Genomic DNA, 24,163 nt, shown 5'->3' on the forward strand with positions numbered 1-24,163 from the left:
CTATTATACTGTCAATCTTTTCTTTTAAAAAAAGCCGGGGGCAGAGCCCGGCTTTTTGATTCAATAGGACGGCCAGCCCGAGCTCCAATTCAAATCATTGATGAGAAGCTTTGGAATGCCATTGTCATTGGCATCATAGGCATGGCGAACAAGAATGTTTCCGTTCACAATATCCTGGCCTCCAGGTCCTTTCCATTGGTCATTGCCCGAATCCAAAATAGTGCCTCCGCCTTCAAGCATGCTTTTTCCGCTTTTATCAAGATAAGGGCCTGTGATGTTTTTGGATCTTCCGTAAGCAATTTTGTACGTACTGTTTACCCCGTCACAGCATTTATCAAATGAAACCATTAAATAGTAATATCCATTTTGATACGTAAGAGTAGGAGCTTCTAAGGCACCTCCATTATTCGGTCTAGCTGCAATCGAATAGAGCGAGCCTGTAGGCTTCATCGTACTCTTATCGAGCTTAGTCAGCTTAATGCCGCTCCAAAACGAGCCGAATGCAAGCCACGGGTTGCCATCCTTGTCGAAAGTCAGCTCCGGATCAATGGCGTTATAATTATTTGAGCTTGTCGAACGAATCACCAAGCCCTCGTCCTTCCAGCTCCCCGAACTGATGCTTGTTGAAGATGCCAGGCCAATGGCAGATGTATTGCTTCCAAAAGAAGAAACGGAATAATATAGCCAGTACTTGCCGTTATAGTATTGGATGTCCGGCGCCCACTGGTTTTGACCATAATTCGGCACATAATTGGACCACCACGATAGCGGTGTAGTGAAAATGGATTTTTGTACGGTCCAATTTTTAGCGTCTGAAGACTTCAAAACCCGCAGTCCCCGTTCTTCAGTAAGCCCTGTTCCAAGCGCATACCATGAGCTCCCCTCTTTAATCATAGTCGGGTCATGAAGCAGCTCATTGGATGCACCCCAAAACGCTGCCTCTGCGGGAGCAGCAGAAGTGAATATCAAACCTGCAGCCAGAGCTGCACTCGAAAAGTGTAAGAAGCGTTTCCATGTTTTTTTCTTTTTCAATTTTGTTCAACCTCCTTTATATTAGAAAACGCTTACAAATTAGATTATTTATCCTCCCTTCCTGTCAAATCGAGCTGCGTATCGTATATCGTCATGTTCAGGAAATTTTCGGTATCCCCTTTATTGTAGTCACTATGCTCTAATTTGTACAGACAAAAAAATAGAATCCGCCTAAATAGGCGGATTCTTCCGTATCTTTATTGGTACGTAATTTCGTCAACCGTTTTTCGGTCTAACTTCTTAATGACTTCTGTAATTAACTTTACCGCATTTTCATAATCATCACGATGCAGCATGGCCGCGTGCGTATGAATGTAGCGGGTTGCAATGGTAATGGACAGCGCAGGAACGCCATTTGCCGTCAAATGGATGGCACCCGAATCAGTTCCGCCGCCGGCAATGGCATCAAATTGGTACGGAATGCCGGCTTCCTCCGCAGTGGCTACAACTGCATCGCGCAAACCTTTGTGAGAGACCATGGATGCATCGTAAACGATAATCTGCGGGCCTTTGCCCATTTTGCTCTGCGCTTCTTTCTCGGAAATGCCAGGCGTGTCTCCTGCTATCCCTACATCAACACCAAACGCAATATCAGGCTGAATGGTGTGTGCAGCCGTTTTCGCTCCTCTCAGGCCGACTTCCTCCTGCACGGTTCCGACGCCATACACTATATTTGGATGATCTGTGTTTTGTAAGTTTCTTAACACATCAATTGCAATCGCACAGCCAATACGGTTGTCCCACGCCTTTGCGAGTAGGAATTTTTCATTGTTCATGACCGTAAATTCAAAATGCGGAACGATCATATCTCCCGGGAGTACACCCCACTCCAAGGCTTCTTCCCGGCTTGAAGCTCCAATATCAATAAACATGTCTTTTATTTCCACTGATTTTTTTCTTGCTTCAGGAGATAAAATATGCGGCGGCTTAGAGCCGATAACCCCTGTGATTTCTCCTTTTTTTGTGACAACGGTGACGCGCTGGGCAAGCATAACCTGAGCCCACCAGCCGCCAACGGTTTGAAAACGGATAAAGCCTTTATCTGTGATTTGTGTCACCATAAAGCCGACTTCATCCAAATGTCCGGCGATCATAATTTTCGGGCCGTTTTCTGCACCAGTTTTTTTGGCAATTAAACTGCCCAGGCGATCTGTTGTCACCTCATCAGCAAATGGTTCTATGTATGATTTCATCACTTGCCTTACTTCTCTTTCATTGCCGGGTATGCCTTTTGCATCTGTTAAATCTTTCAGCATGGTCAATGTTTCATCTAATTTTGCCATGTTCCAAACCCTCCTTCATCAGTCCTGCATTCTTATTATACAAAACATGGCGCGAACCATACGACTATTTCACTTGAAAATCGGGTATATGTTTTTACAGCTTTCTTTTAGAAAAAGTGAAACCTTTTTCTATGCTTTTCGTATTACATCAGATCATCACCATAAGGGAGGTGCCTTCACACAATGTTTGTCATGGTTCTAAGGATTATTTTGCTTGCACTTTTTGCTTATTGTATTTATGCCGTGGTCAAATATGTCGCGAATCCTAAGAGAAGGCTTAAGCTGGCCCAATCAAAAGAACATTTTTATATTATTGATGAACAAAACAATACCCGGAAGAATTTTCAGCTGACGTATAAAGGCGTGCTTTTTGAGGGAGAAAAGCATATTCCTTCCAAGGATCATCCGCTGTTTATTCACACGATCTTTGTCTGGACAGAATCTCCTGAGAAGCTGAAACATTTCTCTGCAAAAGATTTTGAGAACATTGAAGAAAAAGTGCTGGAACGATATCCAAATTGTAAGATTGACTGGGACCAGCCCATTAAACTCGCAAAAAAAGCAGAAGAGCGTTAAACGCTTTTCTGCTTTTTATAAATCAAACGGGCTGTAGTAAATAGCGATGAGAATCGCTTCAATTACCAGAAGAAGCGGTACTCCATACTTAAAAGAAGCGTGTTTCGTTTTATGTCTGAAGGTTTGCATGCCAAGCCAGACACCGAGCGCTCCAAATACGATGGCTATCAGCCACAGCCGGTCTTCAGAAATTCTCCACTTGTGCTGCTGCGCTTTGCGTTTGTCAATGCCCATCACCCAAAAACCGCACAGATTAATCAACACCAAATAAGCTGCAATAATCATGTTGCCTCATCCTTTATATAGAAAAAGCCGCTCTGCTGGAGAGCGGCTCTATATGATTACTTGTTTAATTGAGCTTTAGCAGCATCAGCAAGCTGATTGAATGCAGTAAGATCGTTTACAGCAAGATCAGCAAGCATTTTACGGTTTACTTCGATACCAGAAAGCTTAAGACCGTGCATTAAACGGCTGTAAGAAAGGCCATTCATGCGAGCAGCTGCGTTGATACGAGTGATCCAAAGTTTACGGAAATCACGTTTTTTCTGACGACGGTCACGGAAAGCATAGTTTCCAGATTTCATGACCTGCTGGTTAGCTACTTTGTATAATGTATGTTTTGAACCGAAATAACCTTTTGCTAATTTAAGAACCTTTTTACGACGCTTACGTGTAACAGTTCCGCCTTTTACTCTTGGCATTGAATTTCCCTCCTAATTGTTCCTTATCCGATTACTTGATGTTAGCAAGCATTTGTTTGATACGTTTGAAGTCTCCTGCGCTTACAACAGCACTCTTGCGAAGCTTACGCTTTTGCTTTTGAGATTTGTTGGCGAATAAGTGACTTGTGTACGCGTGAGAACGTTTTAACTTCCCAGAACCTGTCTTTTTAAAACGTTTAGCAGATCCGCGGTGAGTTTTCATTTTTGGCATGGGATTTCCTCCTTATTGCTTTTCGTTTTTCGGTGCGAGCATTAAGAACATGCTGCGGCCGTCCATTTTTGGTTTTGTTTCGACTGTCGCAACCTCAGCACATGCTTCGGAGAAACGGTCTAACACACGCTGACCGATTTCTTTATGAGTGATTGCGCGTCCTTTAAAGCGGATAGAAGCTTTCACTTTATCGCCTTTTTCAAGGAATTTAATCGCATTGCGCAATTTCGTGTTAAAGTCATGCTCATCGATTGTCGGACTTAACCGAACTTCTTTTAAGTTAATGATTTTTTGATTCTTGCGTGCTTCTTTTTCCTTTTTCTGCTGCTCAAATCGGAACTTACCGTAGTCCATGATTCGGCAGACAGGCGGTTTTGCATTCGCTGCAACTAACACAAGGTCAAGATTTGCGCGGCCGGCGATTTCAAGTGCTTCCTGACGGGACTTGATTCCAAGCTGGTCGCCATTTTGTCCGATTAAACGGACCTCACGTGCACGGATACCCTCATTAACCAATTGATCTTTGCTAATAATGAGCCACCTCCATAGTTTCTTCGAATTGATTCACAACTCATTTTGAATGCATTTTGCAGGCAAACAAAAAGTGTGGGCATTATAAAACACCCACACTACGAACATCTGTATCAATAAAAATGTACGGTCAACCTGCCAACTACATGCATGTGTCAATCAGGTGAGAAGCGGGTGCTTCTGCTTGTGATTTATATTCAATTCAATAACTATTCTACACAATACCGGATCTTTAGTCAAGGACGACTTATCCGGAACAACTTTTACATTGTAACATGGGTTTTCTATGAGCGCAAGAGAGAAAAAGAAAATCTTTCAGCCTCACCAAGATGCAAAAACCAACAATTCCCCCCTTATTTCGTAATTTACAACAAAACCACCGACAGGAAGAAATGTAAAACAAAGTTAATCTTTGACCGATATAAGAAGCAGAAGGGAGCCTGACACATGAACAAACTGATACAGCTTGCTTTATTTTTCACATTGATATTAACCGGTTGCTCGAATATCAGCACATCTTCCGAATCAAAAGTCGAAACTGTTAAGACAACTGCAGCATTTCCTCAAAAGGGGCTGGAGAAAGAGCTAAAAAAACTAAAACCCGTTTCATTGGACATGAAGTTCGAGAGTCCACTTGCTACTGAGTTAGGAAAGCGGAAGGCAAAAGAAGAAGCTGAAAAGCAAAGACAAATCGCCGCAGAGAAAAAGCTTGAAAAAGAGCGGGAGGCGAAACGAAAGAAACAGCAGGAGGAAAAAGCGGAGAGACAGCGATTAGCAGAGCAGCAGGCGGCGGAGAATCAGCGATTAGCGGAAGCAAAAAGACAAGCTGAACTTGAAAGACAGCGGCAGGCAGCAATCCAAAAAGAGCAGAAAGCGAACGCTGAGAAAAAGCGGCAATCACAGGCACAACGGCAGCAGACCGAGGCACCCTCATCTAATAGTAAAAATCCACCATCTTCCTCGAGTCAGACAGATAAAACCATTCAGCAGCCAGCTTCAGAGCTTCCTGATGACGATGGTTATGGTTATGAAGAACGAAAAAAGTGGCATGACGATCAAGTAGAATGGGGCATTAAACAAGGGTATATCGATCCCGAAGACGCACCATAAAATAAAAAAAGCCAAGGCATTCAGCCTTGGCTTATCCTCCGATCAGCTGCACGAACACAGGGATGACCAGAACCGTTACCACTCCTACTACGACAACAGCAATACTTGCCATCGCAGCTTCAACTTCTCCCATCTCAATCCCGACCGCTACACCAAGTGCATGTCCGGATGTTCCAAGAGCCAATCCTTTAGAAATCGGATTTTTCACTTTAAACACCTTCAAGAACAATGCTCCGAGCGCATATACGATGACAGCGTTAAAGATGACCGCAAAGGCTGTGATGTCACTGATGCCCCCGATGCCTTTTGATAAAGGAAGCGCAATTGCCGTTGTAGCCGCCTGCGGAAGCATGCTTTTCATTACGGCCGAATCGAGATGAATGCCTTTAGCGAGCAGATAAACAATCGTGACAGAGCAGATAGAGCCGGCAATAATGGAGGCCATGATTTGCCACCAGTATTTTTTAAGCTTATCTCTTTGTTTGTACAAAGGAATTGCAAATGCGATCGTTGCCGGTTCAAGGAAAAACTTAATGATCTCTCCCCCGTTATTATAATCCGCGTAGGAAAAACCGCCGATTTTTAAAAATGCGATCCCCAGCACCATGGCAACAAACAAAGGAGTGAAAAGGAAGAAGCCTTTCGTTTTCTTAAATAAAAAGGTGCCGATGCCGAATGCAGCAAGTGATACGACAATCCCAAAATAAGGACTCATTGTGCTTTCCATGTGAAGAACCTCCTGTTTCCCTTAATGGTGAACGAGTTCGTTATTGTTCTGCGGGCTTTGCACTGTTTTTGTTTTCATGTCCGCTGCGGTTTTGCGTTTTCCGCTCAGCGACAGAATCAGCTGAGAAAACAATCCCGTAGCCCCCAGCAAAATAATCGTTGCGAGCAGAATGACAAGAACAATTTGCAGGCCGTATTGCTGCATCACACCAAGCGAATTCATAACAGATATACCTGACGGAACAAATAAAAATCCGATCAGAGAGGTTAAAGACGTTCCGAGCGTTTCCACTTGTTCCAGTTTAATGACTTTCAAACATAATAGGAGAAATAATAAGACCAACCCTACAACCGATGCCGGGATAGGTATTGGGACAATAGCGGCAATCATATTTGAAACCAGCATAATGACGGCAAAAATAAATGCTTGTGTTAAAAACCCGTACACTTTTTTAGCACTCATTTTCTTCACCTCTTTCTCTTTGGTACCCTCATTATAAATAAGAATCCCCTGTTATAAAGCGCTTACAAGATAACATGCCGAATAGCGGGTCTGAGTTGCAGAATCAAATGGCTGAAATGCAAAAAGCCGCCCATCAAATATGGAGCAGCTTTTTCAATTCCTTCGCATATGTCCGGCTGACCGGTATTTTCGATCCGTCTTTCATGATCAGATTATACGTTGAATTAAACCATGGCTGAATTTCTTTAATATATTCGGTATTCACGACAAAGCTCCGATGGACGCGGATAAAATCAGAATCCGGCAGCTTTTTCTCAATCACAACGAGTGTATCGCTGACCGTATAAGAATGATCGAAGGTTTTTACATTGACATGACCATCTTCTGTTCCCGCATAGATAATGTCCTTCGTATCCACAATCACAATCGATTCCCCCACAGATAGCGCGAGCTTGTGCTGGCCGGCATGGCTGTTTTGCTCTGTTTCTACAATATCCCGATTGACTTTTTTATATTTTTTCAGCGTTTGCTGAATTCTTTCTTCATCGAAAGGCTTGGTTAAATAATCAAGAGCGTCCACCTCAAACGCTTTGAGCGCATACTGGTCATACGCTGTCGCAAACACAACAGCAGGAGGATGCTTCATTTTCTTCAATCGCTTTGCGATATCAAAACCGTTTTCTCCGGATAAATCAACGTCTAAAAACAGCAAATCAGGTTTTTGATCCATCATTTGGTCAAAAGCGGATTCGATATTTTCCGCTTCATTGATTTCCATTTCCTCATTGGTCCGCTTAAGCAAGTAAGCCAGTTCATCCCTTGCCAGCATCTCATCATCAACTATTAACACCCTGAGCATGTTCTTCTCCCTCTTTCATCTGTTGCATTGGCACTTGAAAGGAAACCTCTGTCCCTTTATGAACCTCACTGCTGATATGCAGTGCAGCCTGCTGTCCGAATAAACCGATCAGCCGCTGATTTAGGTTATAAAGCGCTGTACCGGTTCCCTCCTTAGACGGAAACGGTTTCTTTCCCAGTTCCGGCAAGACGTCCGGCGGAATTCCGCGTCCGTTATCCGCCACCTTCATATAGACGGATGCATCATCAGATAAGACACAGACTGTAACCTTGCATATGTCTTGTTTTTTCGGAAACGCGTGCCGAAGCGCGTTCTCGACAAGCACCTGCAAAACAAACGGAGGGATTTCAATCTGCTTTAGTCTGCTGTCGATATTAAGCTCAATTTTATATTTCCCGGGAAAACGCGCCTGTTCTAATGACAAATAGGCGTTTAGATGGTTCAGCTCCTTTGATAGCGGGATCAGCAGCTGTCTCGCTCCTTGAAGGTTTGAACGAAAATAAACACTGAGCTGCAATAGGAGCTTACGGGTTTTTTCAACATCTGTACGGCATAACGCAGAAATCGTGTTGATCGCATTAAATAAAAAATGCGGATTCACCTGTGCTTGAAGCGCTTTAATTTCAGCATCCTTGAGAAGTTTGCTTTGGAGCTCTGCTTCCCCAAGCTCAAGCTGTGTCGAAAACAGCATGGCCAGCCCCTCGGCAAGTTCCTCCTCTACCTGACTCAGGCCTGCCGGGCTTTTAAAGTACATTTTTAAGGTGCCGATTGTATTGCCGTTCGATGTCAGCGGCAGGACAATTGCAGCGTGCAAAGGGCATTCAGCATGCGTGCATTCAATCTCTTCCTGCGAAATCGCCTTCATAATATGCCCTGTTTTAATCACCTTTTTGGACAGCCCGGTGATCAAACTTTTCGATGGGATGTGGTGATCCATTCCCGCACCGACATGCGCAAGGATCTTTTCTTTGTCAGTGAGAGACACCGCATCTGTTCCTGTCAGCTTATGGATAATAGCCGCTACACTTTTACAGGAGTTTTCATTTAATCCTTGGCGAAAAAATGGAAGTGTCTGATCAGCAATCGTCAGCACTCGATGTGTTTCGAGAGCTCTTGCCTGTTCTTCCTTGCGAATGATCGCTTGAATAATAGACAGAAAAATAAAACTGCCTGTTCCATTGATGAGTATCATCGGAATTCCGATCATGCTGACAAGCTCCCAAGCGTCACTGAACGGCTTTGCCATCAGCAAAATAATGATCATTTGCAGTGACTCCATGCCGATTCCCACAAGAGCGGCGATGCGCGGTGTCGGCATTCGATATCGCTTCGTAAAATACCTGCCGATCAAGCCTGCAAGAACACCCGCTAAAATAGATGATACGGCACAGCTTAAAGCCGTGCTGCCACCGAGTGAAAAACGATGCAGGCCCGCCAGCATGCCGATCCCAGCCCCTACAAACGGACCTCCGAGAAGGCCCCCAATTTCCACGCCCAAAATACGGGTATTCGCGATAGAGCCCGATGGATCTATCGTAAACACCCAGTCATTGTTTACAATCATATTCCTTTGAATTTCGATGCCTGTATAATTGCTGATGATGCTGAAAAGAGAAAAAATTGAAATTAAAATCGCTTTTCCTTTATAGCCGTCCTGATTCTGAAGAGCTTGTCTGAAAAGTTTCGTATGGGCGAGAATGAACCCTAATATAACAATAATCCCCACTCTCTCCAGCATCATAATCATTAAATGAATCATTCATGTCACCTGTTCTTTCCGTTTTCATTCTAGCATGTTTTCGTTTTACGGCTGACTGTTTTTTTAAAATCGTCTGAAAACATATTTCACAAGGCTTTTATCTATTGTAAAATAAAACATGAGCCTTTTGGCAGAAAGATTTGAATCTGAAGCAGAGGAGAAGATCATGAAAGCCGTATTTTTTGATTTAGATGATACACTACTTTGGGACGAAAAAAGCGTCAGAACAACATTTGCAGAAACTTGCTTACAGGCGGAGAAAAAATATGGCCTTGCCCCTGAGGAATTCGAAGCAGCTGTTCGCGAAGCGGCGAGAGAATTGTACATGTCATATGAGACGTATCCATATACAGTGATGATCGGCATTAACCCGTTTGAAGGACTGTGGTCCAATTTCTCAGAGCCAATCAGTGAAGGCTTTCAAAAGCTGAACAAGCTTGTGCCGGAGTACAGAAGAAATGCATGGACAAACGGACTGAAAGCGCTTGGGATCGATGATCCTGCATATGGCGAATACTTGGGAGAGTTTTTTGCGGCAGAGCGCAGAAAACGCCCGTTTGTATATGATGAAACTTTTGCTGTACTCGATCAATTAAAAGGCAAGTATGAATTATTGCTTTTGACAAATGGCGATCCGAGTCTGCAAAAGGAGAAGCTTGCCGGCGTACCTGAGCTCGCTCCTTACTTCAATGAAATCGTCATCTCGGGCGCATTCGGCAAGGGCAAGCCGGATGTTTCAATTTTTGAACACTGCCTTAAGCTGATGAATATTGAAAAAGACGATGCCATCATGGTCGGCGATAATTTGAATACTGATATTTTAGGCGCTTCAAGAGCCGGAATCAAAACCGTTTGGATCAACCGGACGGATAAGAAAAACGAAACTGACGTAACGCCTGATTACATCATCAGCAGCCTTCATGATTTGTTTCCTATATTAGAGAAATAAAAAAGCATGATCTCTTCAACGAGATCATGCTTTTTATTTTATTTTTTCGCTTCAGCTACTGCCTTTTTCACAAACTCATCAAGTGAAATGGTTTCAGAGTTCTGTTCTCCGTATTTACGCACGTTTACCGCTCCGTTTTCTGCTTCTTGGTCACCGACCACCAGCATGTACGGGATTTTTTGCATTTGCGCTTCACGGATTTTGTAGCCGATTTTTTCATCGCGGCTGTCGACTTCAACACGCAGGCCTTCACGTTGCAGGCGTTCCTGCACTTTTTTCGCGTAGTCTAAATGCACAGCCGGAGAAACCGGGATGACTTGGAACTGAACCGGTGCAAGCCATGTCGGCAGCGCGCCTTTGTGTTCTTCGATTAAGAAGGCAACAAAGCGTTCCATTGTTGAAACGACACCTCTGTGAATCACAACCGGACGGTGCTGCTTGCCGTCCTCACCGATGTATGTCAGGTCGAAACGTTCCGGCAATAAGAAATCAAGCTGAACCGTAGACAGTGTTTCTTCTTTTCCAATCGCAGTTTTCACCTGAACATCAAGTTTAGGGCCGTAGAATGCCGCTTCACCTTCTGCTTCGTAATAGTCGTGGCCGATTTCGTCCATTGCCTCTTTCAGCATGGATTGCGCTTTGTTCCACATTTCATCGTCATCAAAATATTTCTCTGTATCTTCCGGATCGCGGTAAGACAGACGGAATGTGTAATCACTTAAACCGAAGTCTTCATAAACATCCTGGATTAAACGGACTGTACGGATAAACTCATCCTTAATTTGATCCGGGCGCACAAAGATGTGTGCATCATTTAACGTCATTCCGCGTACCCGTTGAAGCCCTGACAGCGCACCTGACATTTCATAGCGGTGCATCGTTCCAAGCTCCGCAATACGAATCGGAAGCTCGCGGTAACTGTGAATGTCTTGTTTGTAAATCATCATATGGTGCGGACAGTTCATCGGACGCAATACAAGTGTTTCATTGTCCATTTCCATCGGAGGGAACATGCCTTCCTGATAATGGTCCCAATGCCCTGATGTTTCATACAGCTCTTTGCTGCCTAGCACAGGTGTGTATACGTGCTCATAGCCGAGGCTGATTTCTTTATCGACAATGTAGCGCTCGATGACGCGGCGGATTGTCGCGCCTTTTGGCAGCCAAAGCGGCAGGCCTTGTCCGACTTTTTGAGAGTTTGCAAACAGCTTTAATTCTTTGCCGAGCTTTCTGTGGTCGCGTTCTTTCGCTTCTTCTAGCATACGAAGATGCTCTTCAAGATCAGCTTTTTTGAAGAAAGCTGTACCATATACGCGCTGAAGCATTTGGTTTTTGCTGTCGCCGCGCCAGTATGCGCCTGCAAGGCTTAACAGCTTAAATTCTTTAATTTTTCCGGTTGAAGGAACATGGACGCCGCGGCACAGGTCAAAGAATTCGCCTTGCTCATAGATCGAAACGGTTTCTCCTTCAGGAATCGCATCCAATAGTTCAAGCTTCAGGTCGTCGCCGATTTCCGCAAAACGGGCTTTCGCTTCTTCACGGCTGACTTCTTTTCGAACGATCGGAAGGTTCGCATTAACGATTTTTTTCATTTCTTTCTCGATTTTCGGCAGATCCTCCGGTGTAATCGCTTCGTCCATTTCTACATCGTAGTAAAAACCGTTTTCGATAACCGGACCGACGCCGAATTTAACATCCTTGTAGATGCGTTTAATCGCTTGAGCCAGCAAGTGAGCCGTACTGTGGCGCATAATTTGAAGACCTTCTTCTGAGCCTTCTGTAATGATTTCCACTGTACCGTCTTCATTGATCGGCGTTCTTAAATCGATTTCTTTTCCGTTCAGTTTTCCGGCTAATGATTTTTTCTTTAATCCCGGACTGATGGATGCCGCGATATCTTCTGTTGTTGTTCCCTTCGCAAACTCCTTGACTGCTCCATCAGGAAATGTGATTTTTACCATATCTGACATCTTTGTCACTCCTTTTTTTGCATATAAAAACCCCGCCCCCTATGAAAGGGACGAGGTTGAATAAACGGAATCGTGGTTCCACCCTTTTTTCCGCAAAGCCAATACGGCACCTGCGGCTCTAAGCTCTGTAACGGGAGTTCCCGTCAGCCATTACTGTTCCTTTTCAAGAGGTTCATAGCTGAAGTTCAAAGGCGGTAAAGCGAATGGTCCTTAGCTGGGAAGCTTGCAGCCAGGGCTTCCCTCTCTTTGAGCCGGTATCATTCCTTCGTGTCCTTATCAATACGTGTGTCTTTCTTAATCTCCTATGTATTATAAATTGTTCAATCCAAAAAATCAACACGATCGCGTTTCCTTTTTTTTAAACCGACAGCCTTAAATAGACAGGCTGCCGGCCCTCATCCTTCCAAGTGCTTCACCGGTATTTCTGCATCTGTAAAAGCATGCAGCGGGAGTATTTCCACTCTCTCTTGAAATACGTTTTGAATGGTCCTTGCCATCATGTGCTCGGGCTGGTCGGTATAAAGCACGACTTCATCAGGCGCAATGGAAATCAGCGGCGCGAGCAAATGAGAATCAATATACATAGGATGATCCCGGACAAATCTTCTGTCTATGTATTTCATTTTTTCCCGTTCCGGCACATAGCGCAGCTCCCATAATGTAAAGGAACCATCATGGACAATATGCACTTTTTTGATTCGCGGCTGTTTGGCGTCCACATAGTCTCTGAGTGTTTGAATAAAGTTTTGATATTCCTGTTCCATCTTATATTCATCAATCGCTGCTTCTGTAATATCTCTCAGCTGCTTATAGTATGATCCAAGTCGGAAGGTCTGAAAGGAGCGAATGTAAAATACTCCTTCCTCTAAACAGATCGTTTGGAGTTCATCCAAAATTGATTGTTTCCGTGAAAGCTTCAGCGGCTCAAACGGAAGATCGTCTGCTTCACCTTCAATAATACTGTGTGCGAGCTGAAGGATTTGCTGCTGTTCATCCTGGTCCGTGAAACAATACGTTTCCTCAATCAATGACAGCATATGCTCGTCTTCTTTGCATTCCAAAAAAAATTTGACCAGAATCGGCTCCATAAAACGCTGAATAGGAAAAGCCGGATTCGCTTTTTCAATCCCGATTTTTCGTATGCCTTCACGGACAATGATATTGTTCCGATCGTCCGAATGCTGAATGAGATGTAAAAAAGCGGCTGCATCATGGTCATCTTCAAAGATTATTTCAAGCATGTTTGTCCCCCCTTACGGCATCTGTTACAAGTATATGGGGGATGTTTTTAAAATAGACGTAAAGGTCATTGGCAAATCTTAATTTGATTCTTGGAACAAGTTTTGCATTTTCTTTCTGAAGATGAACGGCAATGAGATAAACACGATATACAAAGCGAGCACCATAAAGAAAGCGGGCAGATTGCCAGCCAAAAAGCTCGCACCCAGCACATTAAGCGCAATCGTCCCAGGGATGATTCCCACAGCCGTTGCGGCAAAATACGGCAGCACTTTGACATTGGAAAGGCCTGCCGCATAGCTGACGAAATCAAAATTGATCGGCAGGATTCTCAAAAGAAAGATATAGAAAAATCCGTTATCCTCCATTTGCTTCTGTATGGCTTCAAGCCTTTCGTAATGCCCGTTCTTTTTCGCCGAAAACAAACCAGCCGCAAAAAACGAAACAGCTGAAGCGCACATCGAACCGAATAACGTATAAAGCGTGCCGAGAAGCGGGCCAAACGCAAGTCCGCCAGCTATTGAAATAACAGACACCGGAAATAAAACAAGTGGCCTGACGATGGATATCCCGATAAACATCAGAGGTGCAAAGACTCCGAACGACAATACCCATACCCTGATTTCTTTCGGCGATACATTCAAATACGTTTTATTTCCCCAATAGAGTAAACCAGCACCTGCAAGCACTGCCAGCCATTTGACAGCCGTTTTTCGTTTCATACCCTCAGTTCCTTCCCCTTTGAACCACAGCAATTATGGATGTCGGCGGTTTTCTCCGTCAAGGCGGATCGGAGCAGCCAAATATAATATCCGCTCCATTAATCTTGCCGCTTTTACTTCTTCCTTTTCTCCCCTTTGCGAATACGTAAAATGATGCTTCAGCTCGTCAGGTGAGAAATTAGAAGAAAAGAACGTTGGCAGCTGCTGGGACATTCTGTGCTGAAGCACCGTTCCGATGACCTCATCCCTTACCCAGCTTGTCATTGATTCTGCTCCGATGTCATCAAGCATTAATACGGGTGTGGTCTTTACCATATTGAGCTTCTCTTCCAATGTCTGGTCTTGCAGCGAATTCTTAAGCTCTCTCACAAATTCAGGCACATAAACAATCATGGAGGAATACTCTTTTTCCGCCAGCTCATTGGCAATTGCAGCGAGCATAAACGTTTTTCCTACCCCAAATTTCCCGTATAAATATAATCCTTTCCCTTTTCCCGTCTCATTATAGCTTTTCAGGAAGTCTGTAACATGCTGAAACATCGCGAGTCTGCTTGGGTCACTGATATCAACTTGCTGGAACGTCGCTCCAAGAAGATCCTGCTGGATATACATGCTTTTCATAAGAGACTGTTGTTTCTTCTGCTGGTCGAGCTTCCGTTTGACTGGACATTCGTAATACTCGATATCAATAGACCTCCCATTGACAACAAGCTTCGGATGGTAGCCCTCCAACAAATTGTTGCAGTTTTCATCTTCCGAACAATAGGAGCAATTCTTGCTTTGTTCGATATATTCATAAAGCTTATTTAAGCTCTTTTCGATCATTTTTTGGTCAATCACTTCTTCGTTTTCCTTCAAAAATGCTTGAACATCTTGATCTTTCATGACTTTTTCCTTCATTTGTTCAAGACGTTTTTGGAAATCCGGCCTGCCGGTTACGCCCTGCAGGGAACGGCCGATTGGTTCCATCTATTCCTTCACCCCGCATCTCTGTCTTTAATAGGCAGAGTATTTTTTCAGTTTTTGCATTTCTTCCATCATCTTTTTCTTCTGTTCTTCCAAATCCTGCGGATGCAGCTTCTGCTGTCCGGATTCTGAGTCAGACGCTGTTTCCTTTTCTGTCATCCAATCAGGAAGCTTTTCTTCACGAATCACTTTTTGGTTTCGTTTCGAAGACTTTGTTTTTCCTTCAGCCCATTCAAGATACTGGCGGTTTTCTTCTATTGCGAGCTTCATCGCTTCCCTGACCGTTTTTACCTTTTTGCGTGCCCAATGCGAAGCGATTTTTTGGATATAGTTTTTCGACAGCTTCATGTCGGTTTTCAGCATGACATAATAAATTAACACATTTGTGACGCCTGGCTCGAGCTTCTGTTCGAACATAATTTCTTCTATGATCTTCAGATCAGCTTTTGACGGCTCTGTTCCGTCAGCAATGTCCTGCAGAAGCTTCTTCGGGGAAATCGCCTCCAGCAATGCGATCAGCTTCCCATCCAAAGAATCCTCTTCTGCCGGTTTTTCGCCTTCACGCAGATGCACCGGCTGTGTTTTTTCCACCAAATCGGGCAGCTGTCCGTTTCTTTCAATTTGATACCAGTCGCTCGCCGCTTTTCTTAATGCCTCCGTCGTAATGACGTCACGCTCATCAATTGCGCTCATCACAACATTTTGCATTTGCAAAGGGTCAATTCCGTACAGATAAGAAAGCTTTTTGATTGTGTCCCGCACCTGCTGGGTCATCGCTTTTCTCGGTATCATCGTCTCAGAAAGTCCCGCTAAAAACAAATCAAAATCAAACACATCCTCCGTTATGGTGTAGGACGGAGACTGTCCGACAGAAGTATACTCGGACCCCTCGGCAAGCCTTACCGTTTCCTCCATATCGGATGTGAGCTTCCATTCACTCGGCTGCAGCGATTCAAACGCATGATTAAACGGACGCGTAATGTCCTTCGCATCTTCTGAAATGGCCGGGTGCGTAAAAAATTGTTTTAATTGCTGATATTTCGTTTTTCCGACTCTATTATACAGAAAAACATTCAGCATTCCGTCTTCAAAAAATTCATTTGGTCTGAGCGGCGGAAGGAGTTCATATATAAAGAGGCGCTCCTGCCGCTCGGATTCTTTCATATATACTTTCAGCAATCCGATGCCCTCGAGCTTCCCCTGTTCCTGATGGATCGTTTTTAAGTTGGACTGTGTCATCCCCATCAGCTGTCTATGTGTGGACTCTCCGCCCCACAGACGGTTTTGTTCAAGCTCTCCCCACAATGTCATATAAAGAGAGAATGCAACAGGGCCGATTAAGGGCTGGTACAGTTGTGTAATAATTTGTCTGTCAATATCCTGCAGCATCGATCTGCTTTTAACCACATACGGGTCTACAGGCAGTACATCTTTCCAATAGTCAGCCATACATTCTCAAACCTTCCGAATTTGTTTCTACCTTTCATTTTACACCGTTTCTTATATCTATCAAATGCCAATTTTGCACATGAGAAAAGAGCTAGAAGAATCCTCTTAGCTCTTTTAACGCTCTTTCTTTATTAAGTCTTTTAATTCATCGATAAAGACGTTTATATCTTTAAACTGCCGATAGACGGACGCGAACCGCACATATGCGACTTCGTCAATCTTAGCCAGCCGGTCCATGACCATTTCTCCGACGAGCTCACTCTTCACCTCGGAGCAGCCTTGATTGCGAAGCTCTTTTTCAATATCAAAGCACATGTCTTCAAGCGTTTTGAGTGAAACAGGCCTTTTTTCACATGCTTTTATGAGGCCGCGCAGCATTTTTTCTCTGCTGAATTCCTCACGCACACCTTCTTTTTTCACGACGATGAGCGGGGTTTCCTCCACTTTCTCAAAGGTCGTAAACCGGTAGTGGCAGGATTCGCACTCGCGTCTTCGGCGAATCGACTTTCCGTCATCCACAGGCCGTGAATCAAGGACTCGTGTTCCGTTATGCTGGCATGAAGGACATTTCAATAAAATCAGCTCCCAACTATATCGTTCCCTGCAATGTATTTTCGGCAGCCTCCGCCTTTTAAAAATAGATGTGACAGCATCTGTCGGGAGAGCCGTTGTTAAATTTGTTTCTATAGCATTAGGTGGTTTGTGAAAATCTCCTTCTTATTTTACAAAAAAAATGAAAAAAGAAAAAGCTGACACTCTCGTTTCTTTATAAAAATAAAAGGAGCATAAGCTAAAAAGCGCATAATGGCTTTCTAGCTTCAGCTCCCTTTGTGTTCGCAATTTACTTTATAGTACTTTCGCTTGCGCCTGTTTAATTTGCACAGGCCCCATTCCTCTTGGTATTTCAATGTTTTCTCTTGTATCAGCATGTAATGCCTCTGCAATGTAATCAGCAGCGACATTAGGATCTAAGTCTCCACAAGTATAAACATCAATGCTCGCATATCCGTGCTCAGGAAAACTGTGAATCGTTAAGTGTGATTCAGAAATAATCACAACTCCGCTTACGCCTTGCGGTGCAAATTTGTGAAATGCAACCTCGCGCACCTCAGCACCTGATTTTAGAGCAGCATTTACAAACGTTTTTTCAATAAAATCCATGTCATTCAGCTTATCAAAATCGCATCCCCATAGCTCGGAGATAACGTGACGCCCCATTGTTTCCATAGTCATGGACCCCCCTTAACAAGAATTAAAAAGTGAAATTCCAACAACTGGGTCGGCCATTTACCACGGGGGAAAGTTAGTCCGGAGAGGTCCTAACCCTTTAAGTAATTCCGAAACAGTCTCAAGCAAGAAGTTCACGAAAAATAGTATACTGTGTTTAAGTCTAATTTGCAAGGTGCGTTTTTTCAGAAATATGCTGTTAAGGGTTTTTTCTTTAAAATGTGTCCATGACCTTATTTTATACAGCAGACGGATGTTTCATTCGTGCCGCTACATGGCGGATCAGATCAACAACTCTGCAGGAGTAGCCCCATTCGTTGTCATACCACGCCAGCACCTTTACTTTCCTGTCTTCCATTACCATTGTTGTAAGCCCGTCAATGACCGCTGAATGAGGATTCGTATTATAATCAGTCGAAACAAGCGGTTCATCTGAGTAATCAAGTACACCGTACATCGACGTTTTGGCAGCGCGTTTAAATGCCTCGTTTACTTCTCCAGCCGTAACATCCGTTTTCAGATCAACAACGAGATCAACCAATGAGACGTTCGGAACAGGGACACGCAAGGCGAGGCCGTGAAGTTTTCCTTTCAAATGCGGCAGCACAAGTGAAAGCGCCTTTGCCGCTCCTGTTGTCGTCGGAATGATGGATTCACCGCAAGCCCGCGCCCGGCGCAAATCTTTGTGCGGGTTATCAATATTTTTTTGGTCATTCGTATACGCATGAACTGTAGTCATCAGACCGCTCTCAATGCCAAACTCTTCATCCAGCACTTTTACAACAGGCGCAAGGCAATTTGTCGTGCATGACGCATTTGAAATAATGACATGGCGCTCAGCGTCGAATTGGTCCTCATTTACGCCCATCACAATGGTAACGTCTTCATTTTTTCCCGGAGCGGTCAAAATCACTTTTTTTGCACCTGCTTCTATATGGCCCATCGCTTTATCTTTAGCATTAAACTTCCCTGTTGCTTCGACGACTATGTCAATATCATATTCCCGCCAAGGCAGCTGTTTTGGATCACGGCTGTTTAACAAAAGCACTTTCTTTCCATTTACGATCAGGCTGTCTTCACCAGCCACAACCTCTTTGTCGTATCTGCCGTGAATTGTGTCATACTTTATTAAATGAGCCAGCGTTTCTGCGGAATAGCTGGCGTTAATGGCCACTACTTGAATTTGATCGTCTAACATCGCTTTTCTAAAAACCATTCTTCCGATTCTTCCAAACCCGTTGATCGCTACTTTTACCTTCATGTTGGACACCCCTTATCAATTATGCCATCCTAATTTGTTACTATCTAAAATTAGTATAACACATTAAAACAAATTCGCCAGTACATATTGATAAAAATCAACGATTATAACGCTAATTTATGATGCATCTTATGTTTTCTTGCACAGAATATCAGGCGTAAGAACCAAAAAGCAGCCAGCGCTCCGCACTGACTGCCCTCATGCTTTATGATTCCTGTTTTAACTTATCATTGAGCACACTTTCTTCTAGCACAGAAAATGTATCCCCGTACACTCTGTTAATATGATTCGCTCCCCAAGCACACAGCATATCTAAAATCCCTTCTAAGCTGCGGCCGTATTCGCTGAGCTCATATTCCACTTTGGGAGGAACTTGATTATATACGATTCGGTTAATGACACCGTCCGCTTCCAGCTCGCGCAGCTGCTGAGTCAGCATTTTTTGCGTGATATTGGGCATTAGGCGTTTTAATTCGCTTGTACGTTTTTTTCCGTGCGTCAGATGGCATAAAATGACGCATTTCCATTTCCCTCCAATCACTTCAAGAGTCGCTTCAACAGAAATGTTATATTTTTTCTTCTCCATACAATCCATTCTCCTCACAGGCACCAAAAAGTGACTATAGCACTTCAAAGTACGTACTTTTATTTCTTAACGATATGTTTCATAATCACATTTGCCGGCTGATTTGAATCTGCTCTTTTTTATTTATATAGCTTACTCGGCAGAATTTCAATCATACAACACATCTTACAAAGGAGGAACATCATGACTTCAGCCAAAAGCAGTATTCCTGCACTACTGGCTTTGGCCGTAAGTGCATTCGCAATAGGGACAACTGAATTTATCAGTGTCGGCCTTTTGCCGCTCATTGCTGATGACCTGCATATTCCAGTCACGACAGCAGGATTAACCGTTTCCCTTTATGCGCTCGGCGTTACATTTGGGGCACCTATATTAACTTCATTGACCTCAAGCATGTCGCGTAAGACACTATTGCTTTGGATCATGTTTATTTTTATTGCCGGTAATACGATGGCAGCAACCGCTTCAAGCATCGGGATTTTACTAGCAGCACGTGTGATATCGGCATTTTCGCACGGTGTGTTTATGTCGATCGGTTCGACAATCGCAGCGGATATTGTCCCGGAAGATAAAAGGGCTAGCGCGATTTCAATTATGTTTACTGGCCTCACTGTGGCAACTGTAACCGGAGTTCCTTTTGGGACATTTATCGGCCAGCAGTTCGGCTGGCGTTTCGCCTTTATGGTCATTATCGCCGTCGGAATCATTGCTTTCATTACAAATGGTATTCTTGTACCGTCCAAATTACGAAAAGGGACGAAAACAACGATGCGGGATCAATTGAAGCTTGTGACAAACAGCCGGTTATTGCTTTTATTTGTCATTACAGCGCTTGGATACGGAGGAACATTCGTTGTGTTCACGTATCTGTCTCCCCTGCTTCAGGAAGTAACAGGCTTCAAAGCCGGGACTGTTGCAGTGATTCTGCTCGGATACGGAATAGCTATTGCTATCGGCAATATGATTGGCGGAAAGCTGTCAAACCGAAATCCGATTGCCGCTTTATTCTATATGTTTATCGTACAAGCAATTGTTCTATTCGTACTGACATTTACAGCCCCGTATCAAACAGCAGGGCTCATTACCATTCTCTGTATGGGATTGCTGGCCTTTATGAACGTGCCCGGCCTTCAGGTGTATGTCGTCATGCTGGCTGAGCGTTTTGTCCCGAGTGCAGTTGACGTCGCATCCGCGATGAATATCGCTGCCTTTAATGCAGGAATCGCGCTTGGGTCATACCTTGGCGGTGTGATCACCGATTCAATCGGATTGATTCATACCGCTTGGATAGGCGGATTAATGGTGGTCGGTGCAGTCATTTTAACAGGCTGGAGCCGCTTAATGGAAAAACGAGATCGGCAGGAAGCCTGACAATTTTAAAGGAGGAAATGAACATGACAACACATTTACAAGCAAAAGCAACACTCCATAATGGGGTAGAAATGCCTTGGTTCGGCCTCGGCGTGTTCCAAGTGGAAGAAGGATCTGAACTGGTAAACGCAGTTAAAACTGCCATTGTTCACGGGTACCGCAGTATTGATACTGCAGCTATCTATGGAAATGAAGCTGGCGTTGGAGAAGGGATTCGGGAAGGCATTGAAGAAGCAGGCATTTCAAGAGAGGATCTGTTTATCACATCGAAAGTATGGAATGCGGATTTAGGCTACGAAGAAACACTCGCCGCGTTTGAAACAAGCCTATCCAAACTCGGTCTGGATTATTTGGATCTATACCTCATCCACTGGCCTGTAGAAGGAAAGTATAAAGAAGCTTGGAGAGCGCTTGAAACGCTGTATAAAGAAGGCCGTATCAAAGCGATTGGCGTAAGCAACTTCCAAATTCACCATCTTGAAGATCTGATGACGGCAGCTGAAATTAAGCCTATGATTAACCAAGTGGAATTTCACCCGCGCCTCACACAAAAAGAGTTGATAAGATACTGCCAAAATCAGGGCATCCAGATGGAGGCTTGGTCACCTTTAATGCAGGGGCAGCTGCTGGATCACCCTGTATTGGCTGACATCGCTCAAACATACAATAAATCTGTCGCACAAATTATTTTGCGCTGGGATCTGCAGCATGGCATCATTACGATTCCTAAATCAACGAAGGAACACCGCATTAAAGAAAATGCAAGCGTATTTGACTTTGAATTAACGCAGGATGACATGAACCGAATCGATGCACTGAATGAAAACTTGCGAGTCGGTCCTGATCCGGACAACTTTGATTTTTAATGGCAAAAAAACACCGTTCAATATGAACGGTGTTTTTTGTATTATGCCCAGCAGTTCATGATTTCATCAAGCTGCCTTTCGGTCTCTTCAAGCGTGCCGCTGTTATCGATGACTTGATCTGCTCTTGCTGTTTTTTCCTCTAAGGGCATTTGAGAGCGGATACGGCTGACTGCTTCTTCTTCCGTCAGCTGATTGCGCTTCATCAGACGTTCCAGTTGAAGCTCTTTTGTCACACTGACCACAATAATTTTATCAACCAATGATTCCAATTTGCTTTCGAACAATAGCGGGATATCCAATACAACAAATGCCTCCCGATTTGCAACGGCTTCATCACGGCGCTTGAGCATTTCCTGCCTGACTGCGGGATGAACAATTGCATTTAAAGCGAGACGCTTTTGTTCATTTGTAAATACCAGCGCTCCAAGCTTTTTTCGATCTATATCGCCATTTGAGAGCAGTATGTCTTCACCGAATTCGTCAATGATTTGCCGGTAGGCCGGCATCCCTTTTTCTACCGCTTGTTTTGCAATGATATCTGCATCTATAACTGTTATTCCTTTTTCAATCAGCATATTGGCTACCGTGCTTTTGCCGCTAGCTATTCCTCCCGTTAAACCAATGACTAAGGTCAAGAGATCCACTCCTTTTTACAATTTCCAGAGCCCAATCGTGATTAATAGAAGCCCCGGCAAAAACGCCATTTTATCGATCCATTTCCACTTAGACAGAAAATGGCCGGCATTGATTCCAATTGATACAAACAGCGAGCTCATGATTGCCACGGCGATGCTCATCACAATCGGCGAAAAACCGAGAATGGCTGCGCCTATACCTGCTCCAAAGGCATCAATCGATAAGGCAAATCCCAATAAGACCGCCTCAATTCCGTTGATCACACCCGATTTGTCGATATCCGCACTCATGGGTTTTCTCAAAATATGAATCACAATCCCTAATGACCGAACCTCTAAATTAAGCAGCGTTTTTTCATGCAATAGGTATTCTTTATCTTTTGCCGGTTTGAAAAATTGATACAGAACCCACGCACCGATTCCAACCAATATCAAACCGCCAAGCTTCTCCGTCACATATACAGGAAAAAACTTCGTGAGAAAGCTTCCGATCAGCATGGATATAAACATGACAGCACCGGAACAGCAGGCGATAACCAAAATCGCTTTAAACGGTATTTTCATTTTTCTCAATCCGTACGTAAATCCGACTGAAAAACTGTCCAAGCTGACAGCCAACGCCAGCAGCAGTATAGAAACCATTTGCATATCCGTTTCTTCCTTTCTGTTGGTGCTCTTGTATCAGATGTGAAATGCCCGGGATTCATCACAATCATATATATGGGAAAGTGAAAAATCCGTGTTTCGAAAATGGCATCCTCCATTACAGAGTTACTGATATATGCACCGACAGCTTGGACGATGAAGCATTATGCTACTTTTTTTTCTGGCACTTTGCGCAAAAATGCGTGCCTCTTCCTCCAACGACAATTTTCGAAATCATCGTTCCGCAATTTTTGCATGGCTCGTCTTTTTTTCCGTACACAAAATGCTGCAGCTGGAACATTCCGATTTCCCCTTGGGAGTTGATATATGAACGGACTGTGCTTCCGCCCGCATCAATCGCCTCCTGCAGAGTGTTTTTGATTTCAGCGTGAAGGGTTTTGATTGTTTTATCTGATAATTGATTTGCTTTTGTCTCGGGATGGACACCTGCTCTGAAAAGAGCCTCATCCACATAAATGTTCCCTAGTCCAACTACCGTTTTTTGATCCAGTAGGGCAGTTTTGACAGCGCGGTTTGTTTTCGCAAGCCGTTCTTTTAAATACGCACTTGTAAATTCTTCTGCATCCGGCTCCGGCCCTAACTGAGAAAGCGGGAGCTCGCCCGCTTCTTCTCCCGGTTTAAATAAGTGCATGGTTCCAAATTTCCGCACATCCCTGTACCGGAGCTGGGTTCCATCCGTCATCGTGAATATGACATGCACGTGTTTATCGTCAGGCTCCTCGGCTTGATGAAGACCGTATTTTCCTTCCATTCGAAGGTGAGAAACCATAACATAATGATCTAAATGAAACAGTAAAAACTTTCCCCGTCTTCCGATGGACTGTATCGTTTCTCCTGCTAGTTTTCGCGCAAATTCCTCCGGTTCGGCAGGCCGTTTGATGATATTCGGCCATCTGATCTCTACCGATTTGATTGTTTTTCCCTTTACAAGCCCGGTCAGAGTGCGCCGGACCGTCTCAACCTCTGGTAATTCCGGCACATCCA

The 24,163-nt window shown here is 44.0% G+C and carries 26 protein-coding genes, 1 pseudogene and 1 other annotated feature; of the genes and pseudogenes, 5 read left to right on the forward strand and 22 right to left on the reverse strand.

All coding sequences use genetic code 11. The annotated features are described in order from the left end of the window. Positions 1-60: 60 nt before the first annotated feature. Together abnA and MKY10_RS15235 are read right to left on the reverse strand one after the other, a co-directional pair. Positions 61-1,032 carry an arabinan endo-1,5-alpha-L-arabinosidase AbnA gene (gene abnA / locus MKY10_RS15230; protein WP_015251497.1) on the reverse strand — a complete coding sequence of 324 codons (972 nt, stop codon included), beginning with the start codon at positions 1,030-1,032 and terminating at the stop codon, positions 61-63. 197 nt (positions 1,033-1,229) lie between these two features. Further along, the gene (locus MKY10_RS15235) at positions 1,230-2,315 is read right to left on the reverse strand and encodes a M42 family metallopeptidase (protein WP_048654952.1); all 1,086 of its coding nucleotides are present in this window, start codon (positions 2,313-2,315) and stop codon (positions 1,230-1,232) included. A gap of 183 nt (positions 2,316-2,498) precedes the next feature. Between MKY10_RS15235 and ysdB the strand changes: the two genes are divergently transcribed. Further along, the gene (gene ysdB, locus MKY10_RS15240) at positions 2,499-2,891 is read left to right on the forward strand and encodes a sigma W pathway protein YsdB (protein ID WP_003229493.1); all 393 of its coding nucleotides are present in this window, start codon (positions 2,499-2,501) and stop codon (positions 2,889-2,891) included. A 15-nt stretch (positions 2,892-2,906) separates the two neighbouring features. Here the strand turns inward: ysdB and MKY10_RS15245 are convergent, their stop codons facing one another. The 4 genes from MKY10_RS15245 to infC are packed head-to-tail and all read right to left on the reverse strand — an operon-like array spanning position 2,907 to position 4,358. After that, a complete protein-coding gene (locus MKY10_RS15245) occupies positions 2,907-3,176 on the reverse strand; it encodes a DUF1294 domain-containing protein (RefSeq protein ID WP_003229490.1) in 270 nt (89 codons plus the stop codon). 56 nt (positions 3,177-3,232) lie between these two features. Further along, positions 3,233-3,592, reverse strand: a complete 360-nt coding sequence (gene rplT, locus MKY10_RS15250) for a 50S ribosomal protein L20 (RefSeq protein WP_003222420.1) — start codon at positions 3,590-3,592, stop codon at positions 3,233-3,235. 31 nt (positions 3,593-3,623) lie between these two features. Further along, on the reverse strand, positions 3,624-3,824 hold the full coding sequence (rpmI, locus tag MKY10_RS15255; protein WP_003222418.1) for a 50S ribosomal protein L35: 201 nt from the start codon (positions 3,822-3,824) through the stop codon (positions 3,624-3,626). A gap of 12 nt (positions 3,825-3,836) precedes the next feature. Continuing rightward, the gene (gene infC / locus MKY10_RS15260) at positions 3,837-4,358 is read right to left on the reverse strand and encodes a translation initiation factor IF-3 (protein WP_010886591.1); all 522 of its coding nucleotides are present in this window, start codon (positions 4,356-4,358) and stop codon (positions 3,837-3,839) included. Positions 4,359-4,416: 58 nt separating this feature from the next. After that, positions 4,417-4,547, reverse strand: a sequence feature (ribosomal protein L20 leader region). A gap of 255 nt (positions 4,548-4,802) precedes the next feature. Here infC and MKY10_RS15265 point away from each other — a divergent pair. Then, positions 4,803-5,465, forward strand: coding sequence for a hypothetical protein (locus MKY10_RS15265; protein WP_048654953.1), 663 nt, complete (start codon positions 4,803-4,805; stop codon positions 5,463-5,465). 31 nt (positions 5,466-5,496) lie between these two features. On the opposite strand, the gene lrgB is transcribed toward MKY10_RS15265, so the two are convergent. From lrgB to lytS, 4 genes are all read right to left on the reverse strand, one after another. After that, positions 5,497-6,192: an antiholin-like protein LrgB gene (gene lrgB / locus MKY10_RS15270; RefSeq protein ID WP_003229482.1), complete on the reverse strand. Its 696-nt coding sequence runs from the start codon at positions 6,190-6,192 to the stop codon at positions 5,497-5,499. A gap of 21 nt (positions 6,193-6,213) precedes the next feature. Continuing rightward, positions 6,214-6,654: an antiholin-like murein hydrolase modulator LrgA gene (lrgA, locus tag MKY10_RS15275; RefSeq protein ID WP_014477620.1), complete on the reverse strand. Its 441-nt coding sequence runs from the start codon at positions 6,652-6,654 to the stop codon at positions 6,214-6,216. A gap of 133 nt (positions 6,655-6,787) precedes the next feature. After that, the gene (gene lytT, locus MKY10_RS15280) at positions 6,788-7,513 is read right to left on the reverse strand and encodes a two-component system response regulator LytT (protein WP_015251493.1); all 726 of its coding nucleotides are present in this window, start codon (positions 7,511-7,513) and stop codon (positions 6,788-6,790) included. Then, positions 7,491-9,272 (reverse strand): two-component system sensor histidine kinase LytS, encoded by a 1,782-nt coding sequence (gene lytS, locus MKY10_RS15285; protein WP_114523446.1) that lies wholly within the window; start codon positions 9,270-9,272, stop codon positions 7,491-7,493. The genes lytT and lytS overlap by 23 nt, the downstream gene beginning before the upstream one ends. Before the next feature lie 166 nt (positions 9,273-9,438). On the opposite strand from lytS, the gene MKY10_RS15290 reads away from it, so the two are divergent. Beyond that, positions 9,439-10,221: an HAD family hydrolase gene (locus MKY10_RS15290; protein ID WP_061891038.1), complete on the forward strand. Its 783-nt coding sequence runs from the start codon at positions 9,439-9,441 to the stop codon at positions 10,219-10,221. Between the two features lie 38 nt (positions 10,222-10,259). Here the strand turns inward: MKY10_RS15290 and thrS are convergent, their stop codons facing one another. The 9 genes from thrS to MKY10_RS15335 form a co-directional block, all read right to left on the reverse strand. Beyond that, positions 10,260-12,191 (reverse strand): threonine--tRNA ligase, encoded by a 1,932-nt coding sequence (thrS, locus tag MKY10_RS15295; RefSeq protein ID WP_014480529.1) that lies wholly within the window; start codon positions 12,189-12,191, stop codon positions 10,260-10,262. Positions 12,192-12,586: 395 nt separating this feature from the next. Beyond that, positions 12,587-13,432 carry a putative sporulation protein YtxC gene (gene ytxC / locus MKY10_RS15300; protein ID WP_061891037.1) on the reverse strand — a complete coding sequence of 282 codons (846 nt, stop codon included), beginning with the start codon at positions 13,430-13,432 and terminating at the stop codon, positions 12,587-12,589. A 78-nt stretch (positions 13,433-13,510) separates the two neighbouring features. Continuing rightward, positions 13,511-14,152 (reverse strand): TVP38/TMEM64 family protein, encoded by a 642-nt coding sequence (locus MKY10_RS15305; protein ID WP_048654964.1) that lies wholly within the window; start codon positions 14,150-14,152, stop codon positions 13,511-13,513. 33 nt (positions 14,153-14,185) lie between these two features. Next, positions 14,186-15,121, reverse strand: coding sequence for a primosomal protein DnaI (dnaI, locus tag MKY10_RS15310; RefSeq protein WP_003229466.1), 936 nt, complete (start codon positions 15,119-15,121; stop codon positions 14,186-14,188). A 27-nt stretch (positions 15,122-15,148) separates the two neighbouring features. Next, on the reverse strand, positions 15,149-16,567 hold the full coding sequence (dnaB, locus tag MKY10_RS15315; RefSeq protein ID WP_015251489.1) for a replication initiation membrane attachment protein DnaB: 1,419 nt from the start codon (positions 16,565-16,567) through the stop codon (positions 15,149-15,151). Between the two features lie 114 nt (positions 16,568-16,681). Continuing rightward, on the reverse strand, positions 16,682-17,140 hold the full coding sequence (gene nrdR / locus MKY10_RS15320; RefSeq protein WP_003223586.1) for a transcriptional regulator NrdR: 459 nt from the start codon (positions 17,138-17,140) through the stop codon (positions 16,682-16,684). A 273-nt stretch (positions 17,141-17,413) separates the two neighbouring features. Continuing rightward, positions 17,414-17,794: an adenosylmethionine decarboxylase gene (speD, locus tag MKY10_RS15325; RefSeq protein WP_003223584.1), complete on the reverse strand. Its 381-nt coding sequence runs from the start codon at positions 17,792-17,794 to the stop codon at positions 17,414-17,416. 238 nt (positions 17,795-18,032) lie between these two features. Next, on the reverse strand, positions 18,033-19,055 hold the full coding sequence (locus MKY10_RS15330; protein ID WP_048654957.1) for a glyceraldehyde-3-phosphate dehydrogenase: 1,023 nt from the start codon (positions 19,053-19,055) through the stop codon (positions 18,033-18,035). Between the two features lie 205 nt (positions 19,056-19,260). Continuing rightward, the gene (locus MKY10_RS15335) at positions 19,261-19,641 is read right to left on the reverse strand and encodes a winged helix-turn-helix transcriptional regulator (protein ID WP_003229458.1); all 381 of its coding nucleotides are present in this window, start codon (positions 19,639-19,641) and stop codon (positions 19,261-19,263) included. A gap of 183 nt (positions 19,642-19,824) precedes the next feature. Between MKY10_RS15335 and MKY10_RS15340 the strand changes: the two genes are divergently transcribed. Then, positions 19,825-21,012: an MFS transporter gene (locus MKY10_RS15340; RefSeq protein WP_015251485.1), complete on the forward strand. Its 1,188-nt coding sequence runs from the start codon at positions 19,825-19,827 to the stop codon at positions 21,010-21,012. Positions 21,013-21,035: 23 nt separating this feature from the next. Continuing rightward, positions 21,036-21,878: an aldo/keto reductase YtbE gene (gene ytbE / locus MKY10_RS15345; RefSeq protein WP_003229455.1), complete on the forward strand. Its 843-nt coding sequence runs from the start codon at positions 21,036-21,038 to the stop codon at positions 21,876-21,878. 41 nt (positions 21,879-21,919) lie between these two features. Here the strand turns inward: ytbE and coaE are convergent, their stop codons facing one another. From coaE to mutM, 3 genes and pseudogenes are all read right to left on the reverse strand, one after another. Then, a complete protein-coding gene (gene coaE, locus MKY10_RS15350) occupies positions 21,920-22,513 on the reverse strand; it encodes a dephospho-CoA kinase (RefSeq protein WP_044052481.1) in 594 nt (197 codons plus the stop codon). A 15-nt stretch (positions 22,514-22,528) separates the two neighbouring features. Beyond that, positions 22,529-23,179 (reverse strand): annotated as a pseudogene (gene ytaF / locus MKY10_RS15355) (sporulation membrane protein YtaF); the annotation flags it as partial. Positions 23,180-23,327: 148 nt separating this feature from the next. Beyond that, positions 23,328-24,158 carry a DNA-formamidopyrimidine glycosylase gene (gene mutM, locus MKY10_RS15360; RefSeq protein WP_015714500.1) on the reverse strand — a complete coding sequence of 277 codons (831 nt, stop codon included), beginning with the start codon at positions 24,156-24,158 and terminating at the stop codon, positions 23,328-23,330. Positions 24,159-24,163: the final 5 nt, after the last annotated feature.

The organism is Bacillus sp. FSL P4-0290 (genome assembly GCF_037975435.1).
Lineage (GTDB): Bacteria > Bacillota > Bacilli > Bacillales > Bacillaceae > Bacillus > Bacillus subtilis.

Coding starts and splice junctions, on each gene's coding strand:
- MKY10_RS15235 (WP_048654952.1), bottom strand. CDS start 2,315: ATGGCAAAATTAGATGAAACATTGACCATGCTGAAAGATTTAACAGAT.
- ysdB (WP_003229493.1), top strand. CDS start 2,499: ATGTTTGTCATGGTTCTAAGGATTATTTTGCTTGCACTTTTTGCTTAT.
- MKY10_RS15245 (WP_003229490.1), bottom strand. CDS start 3,176: ATGATTATTGCAGCTTATTTGGTGTTGATTAATCTGTGCGGTTTTTGG.
- rplT (WP_003222420.1), bottom strand. CDS start 3,592: ATGCCAAGAGTAAAAGGCGGAACTGTTACACGTAAGCGTCGTAAAAAG.
- rpmI (WP_003222418.1), bottom strand. CDS start 3,824: ATGCCAAAAATGAAAACTCACCGCGGATCTGCTAAACGTTTTAAAAAG.
- MKY10_RS15265 (WP_048654953.1), top strand. CDS start 4,803: ATGAACAAACTGATACAGCTTGCTTTATTTTTCACATTGATATTAACC.
- lrgB (WP_003229482.1), bottom strand. CDS start 6,192: ATGGAAAGCACAATGAGTCCTTATTTTGGGATTGTCGTATCACTTGCT.
- lrgA (WP_014477620.1), bottom strand. CDS start 6,654: ATGAGTGCTAAAAAAGTGTACGGGTTTTTAACACAAGCATTTATTTTT.
- lytT (WP_015251493.1), bottom strand. CDS start 7,513: ATGCTCAGGGTGTTAATAGTTGATGATGAGATGCTGGCAAGGGATGAA.
- lytS (WP_114523446.1), bottom strand. CDS start 9,272: ATGATTCATTTAATGATTATGATGCTGGAGAGAGTGGGGATTATTGTT.
- MKY10_RS15290 (WP_061891038.1), top strand. CDS start 9,439: ATGAAAGCCGTATTTTTTGATTTAGATGATACACTACTTTGGGACGAA.
- thrS (WP_014480529.1), bottom strand. CDS start 12,191: ATGTCAGATATGGTAAAAATCACATTTCCTGATGGAGCAGTCAAGGAG.
- ytxC (WP_061891037.1), bottom strand. CDS start 13,432: ATGCTTGAAATAATCTTTGAAGATGACCATGATGCAGCCGCTTTTTTA.
- MKY10_RS15305 (WP_048654964.1), bottom strand. CDS start 14,152: ATGAAACGAAAAACGGCTGTCAAATGGCTGGCAGTGCTTGCAGGTGCT.
- dnaI (WP_003229466.1), bottom strand. CDS start 15,121: ATGGAACCAATCGGCCGTTCCCTGCAGGGCGTAACCGGCAGGCCGGAT.
- dnaB (WP_015251489.1), bottom strand. CDS start 16,567: ATGGCTGACTATTGGAAAGATGTACTGCCTGTAGACCCGTATGTGGTT.
- speD (WP_003223584.1), bottom strand. CDS start 17,794: ATGGAAACAATGGGGCGTCACGTTATCTCCGAGCTATGGGGATGCGAT.
- MKY10_RS15330 (WP_048654957.1), bottom strand. CDS start 19,055: ATGAAGGTAAAAGTAGCGATCAACGGGTTTGGAAGAATCGGAAGAATG.
- MKY10_RS15335 (WP_003229458.1), bottom strand. CDS start 19,641: ATGGAGAAGAAAAAATATAACATTTCTGTTGAAGCGACTCTTGAAGTG.
- MKY10_RS15340 (WP_015251485.1), top strand. CDS start 19,825: ATGACTTCAGCCAAAAGCAGTATTCCTGCACTACTGGCTTTGGCCGTA.
- ytbE (WP_003229455.1), top strand. CDS start 21,036: ATGACAACACATTTACAAGCAAAAGCAACACTCCATAATGGGGTAGAA.